General features: G+C 51.3%; 2 rRNA genes. Both read right to left on the bottom strand.

The window, feature by feature from the left end:
* Nucleotides 1–60: 60 nt before the first annotated feature.
* Nucleotides 61–2989: ribosomal RNA gene (locus tag ABE048_RS08145) — 23S ribosomal RNA — on the bottom strand.
* A gap of 45 nt (nt 2990–3034) precedes the next feature.
* Nucleotides 3035–4584, bottom strand: a 16S ribosomal RNA gene (locus ABE048_RS08140).
* The 16S and 23S rRNA genes sit together here, the layout of an rRNA operon.
* Nucleotides 4585–4619: the final 35 nt, after the last annotated feature.

Here is a 4619-nt window from a genome sequence, read left to right as displayed (position 1 = left end):
ATAGAAAGAATTATTCTTTCAAAACTGGATAAACATTCATTGAAGTTCTTAAATCAACTTTTGGTTAAGTCCTCGATCGATTAGTATTCGTCAGCTCCATGTGTCACCACACTTCCACCTCGAACCTATCTACCTTGTCGTCTTCAAGGGATCTTACTTACTTGCGTAATGGGAAATCTCATCTTGAGGGGGGCTTCATGCTTAGATGCTTTCAGCACTTATCCCGTCCACACATAGCTACCCAGCGATGCTCTTGGCAGAACAACTGGTACACCAGCGGTGTGTCCATCCCGGTCCTCTCGTACTAAGGACAGCTCCTCTCAAATTTCCTACGCCCACGACGGATAGGGACCGAACTGTCTCACGACGTTCTGAACCCAGCTCGCGTACCGCTTTAATGGGCGAACAGCCCAACCCTTGGGACCGACTACAGCCCCAGGATGCGATGAGCCGACATCGAGGTGCCAAACCTCCCCGTCGATGTGGACTCTTGGGGGAGATAAGCCTGTTATCCCCGGGGTAGCTTTTATCCGTTGAGCGATGGCCCTTCCATGCGGAACCACCGGATCACTAAGCCCGTCTTTCGACCCTGCTCGACTTGTAGGTCTCGCAGTCAAGCTCCCTTGTGCCTTTACACTCTGCGAATGATTTCCAACCATTCTGAGGGAACCTTTGGGCGCCTCCGTTACTCTTTAGGAGGCGACCGCCCCAGTCAAACTGTCCGCCTGACACTGTCTCCTACCCCGCTAAGGGGTACGGGTTAGAATTTCAATACAGCTGGGGTAGTATCCCAAGGACGCCTCCACCGAAGCTGGCGCTCCGGTCTCTCTGGCTCCTACCTATCCTGTACAAGCTGTACCAAAATTCAATATCAGGCTACAGTAAAGCTCCACGGGGTCTTTCCGTCCTGTCGCGGGTAACCTGCATCTTCACAGGTACTATAATTTCACCGAGTCTCTCGTTGAGACAGTGCCCAGATCGTTACGCCTTTCGTGCGGGTCGGAACTTACCCGACAAGGAATTTCGCTACCTTAGGACCGTTATAGTTACGGCCGCCGTTTACTGGGGCTTCGGTTCTCACCTTCGCTTACGCTAAGCAATCCCCTTAACCTTCCAGCACCGGGCAGGCGTCAGCCCCTATACGTCACCTTACGGTTTTGCAGAGACCTGTGTTTTTGCTAAACAGTCGCCTGGGCCTATTCACTGCGGCTCTCTCGGGCTTGCACCCTACTAGAGCACCCCTTCTCCCGAAGTTACGGGGTCATTTTGCCGAGTTCCTTAACGAGAGTTCTCTCGCTCACCTTAGGATTCTCTCCTCGACTACCTGTGTCGGTTTGCGGTACGGGCACCTCCTACCTCGCTAGAGGCTTTTCTTGACAGTGTGAAATCAGGAACTTCGCTCATACGAGCTCGCCATCATAGCTCAACGTTATAGAGAGCGGATTTGCCTACTCTCACGCCTTACTATTTAGACGCACATAACCAACAGTGCGCTTACCCTATCCTACTGTGTCCCCCCATTACTCAAATGGTAGGGAGGTGGTACAGGAATATCAACCTGTTATCCATCGCCTACGCCTGTCGGCCTCGGCTTAGGTCCCGACTAACCCTGAGAGGACGAGCCTTCCTCAGGAAACCTTAGTCATTCGGTGGATGGGATTCTCACCCATCTTTCGCTACTCATACCGGCATTCTCACTTCTAAGCGCTCCACCAGTCCTTCCGGTCTGACTTCACAGCACTTAGAACGCTCTCCTACCACAGACATCATAGATGTCTATCCACAGCTTCGGTGAATTGTTTAGCCCCGATACATTTTCGGCGCAGCGTCACTCGACCAGTGAGCTATTACGCACTCTTTAAATGATGGCTGCTTCTGAGCCAACATCCTGGTTGTCTAAGCAACGCCACATCCTTTTCCACTTAACAATTACTTTGGGACCTTAGCTGGTGGTCTGGGCTGTTTCCCTTTTGACTACGGATCTTATCACTCGCAGTCTGACTCCCGTGCATAAATCACTGGCATTCGGAGTTTGTCTGAATTCGGTAATCCGGGATGGACCCCTAGTTCAAACAGTGCTCTACCTCCAGGATTCTCTATCACGAGGCTAGCCCTAAAGCTATTTCGGAGAGAACCAGCTATCTCCAGGTTCGATTGGAATTTCTCCGCTACCCACACCTCATCCCCGCACTTTTCAACGTGCGTGGGTTCGGGCCTCCAGTAAGTGTTACCTTACCTTCACCCTGGACATGGGTAGATCACCTGGTTTCGGGTCTACAACCACATACTCATTCGCCCTATTCAGACTCGCTTTCGCTACGGCTCCGTCTTTTCAACTTAACCTTGCATGTAATCGTAACTCGCCGGTTCATTCTACAAAAGGCACGCTATCACCCATTAACGGGCTCTAACTACTTGTAGGCACATGGTTTCAGGATCTCTTTCACTCCCCTTCCGGGGTGCTTTTCACCTTTCCCTCACGGTACTGGTTCACTATCGGTCACTAGAGAGTATTTAGCCTTGGGAGATGGTCCTCCCAGATTCCGACGGAATTTCACGTGTTCCGCCGTACTCAGGATCCACTCAGGAGAGAATGAACTTTTGACTACAGGACTGTTACCTTCTTCGGTGGGTCTTTCCAAACCTCTTCGTCTAATTCATTCCTTTGTAACTCCGTATTGAGTGTCCTACAACCCCAAGAGGCAAGCCTCTTGGTTTGGGCTCTTCCCGTTTCGCTCGCCGCTACTAAGGGAATCGAAATTTCTTTCTCTTCCTTCAGGTACTTAGATGTTTCAGTTCCCTGAGTCTGCCATCATGACGCTATGTATTCACGTCAAGATACTGTCCCATTACGAACAGTGGGTTCCCCCATTCGGAAATCTCCGGATCAAAGCTTACTTACAGCTCCCCGAAGCATATCGGTGTTAGTGCCGTCCTTCATCGGCTTCTAGTGCCAAGGCATCCGCCATGCGCCCTTAATAACTTAACCTATAAGTTATTAAGCCTAAAAAATTATTTCCGAAATATTCCTTAGAAAGGAGGTGATCCAGCCGCACCTTCCGATACGGCTACCTTGTTACGACTTCACCCCAATCATCTATCCCACCTTCGGCGGCTGGCTCCAAAAGGTTACCTCACCGACTTCGGGTGTTACAAACTCTCGTGGTGTGACGGGCGGTGTGTACAAGGCCCGGGAACGTATTCACCGCGGCATGCTGATCCGCGATTACTAGCGATTCCGGCTTCATGTAGGCGAGTTGCAGCCTACAATCCGAACTGAGAACGGTTTTATGAGATTAGCGTGCTCTCGCGAGTTAGCGACTCTTTGTACCGTCCATTGTAGCACGTGTGTAGCCCAGGTCATAAGGGGCATGATGATTTGACGTCATCCCCACCTTCCTCCGGTTTGTCACCGGCAGTCACCTTAGAGTGCCCAACTAAATGATGGCAACTAAGATTAAGGGTTGCGCTCGTTGCGGGACTTAACCCAACATCTCACGACACGAGCTGACGACAACCATGCACCACCTGTCACCAATGTCCCCGAAGGGAAAACTCTATCTCTAGAGCGGTCACTGGGATGTCAAGACCTGGTAAGGTTCTTCGCGTTGCTTCGAATTAAACCACATGCTCCACCGCTTGTGCGGGCCCCCGTCAATTCCTTTGAGTTTCAATCTTGCGATCGTACTCCCCAGGCGGAGTGCTTAATGCGTTAGCTGCAGCACTAAGGGGCGGAAACCCCCTAACACTTAGCACTCATCGTTTACGGCGTGGACTACCAGGGTATCTAATCCTGTTTGCTCCCCACGCTTTCGCGCCTCAGTGTCAGTTACAGACCAGACAGTCGCCTTCGCCACTGGTGTTCCTCCAAATCTCTACGCATTTCACCGCTACACTTGGAATTCCACTATCCTCTTCTGCACTCAAGTTCCCCAGTTTCCAATGACCCTCCACGGTTGAGCCGTGGGCTTTCACATCAGACTTAAGAAACCACCTGCGCGCGCTTTACGCCCAATAAATCCGGACAACGCTTGCCACCTACGTATTACCGCGGCTGCTGGCACGTAGTTAGCCGTGGCTTTCTAATAAGGTACCGTCAAGGTACGTTCATTTCCTAACGTACTTGTTCTTCCCTTACAACAGAGTTTTACGATCCGAAAACCTTCATCACTCACGCGGCGTTGCTCCATCAGACTTTCGTCCATTGTGGAAGATTCCCTACTGCTGCCTCCCGTAGGAGTTTGGGCCGTGTCTCAGTCCCAATGTGGCCGATCACCCTCTCAGGTCGGCTATGCATCGTCGCCTTGGTAGGCCGTTACCCCACCAACTAGCTAATGCACCGCGGGCCCATCCTGTAGTGACGCCCGAAAGCGCCTTTCAACATTTCACCATGAAGTGAAATGGATTATCCGGTATTAGCTCCGGTTTCCCGAAGTTATCCCAGTCTACAGGGCAGGTTGCCCACGTGTTACTCACCCGTCCGCCGCTAAATCAGAGGAGCAAGCTCCTCATCATTCGCTCGACTTGCATGTATTAGGCACGCCGCCAGCGTTCGTCCTGAGCCAGGATCAAACTCTCCATAAAAGTAAAGTTTGAAAGCTCATTAGCTTTGCTAGCGT

Origin of the sequence: Rummeliibacillus pycnus, from assembly GCF_050459865.1 — a bacterium.
GTDB classification, from domain to species: Bacteria; Bacillota; Bacilli; order Bacillales_A; family Planococcaceae; genus Rummeliibacillus; species Rummeliibacillus pycnus_B.
This window is presented reverse-complemented; position numbering and strand designations above follow the sequence as displayed.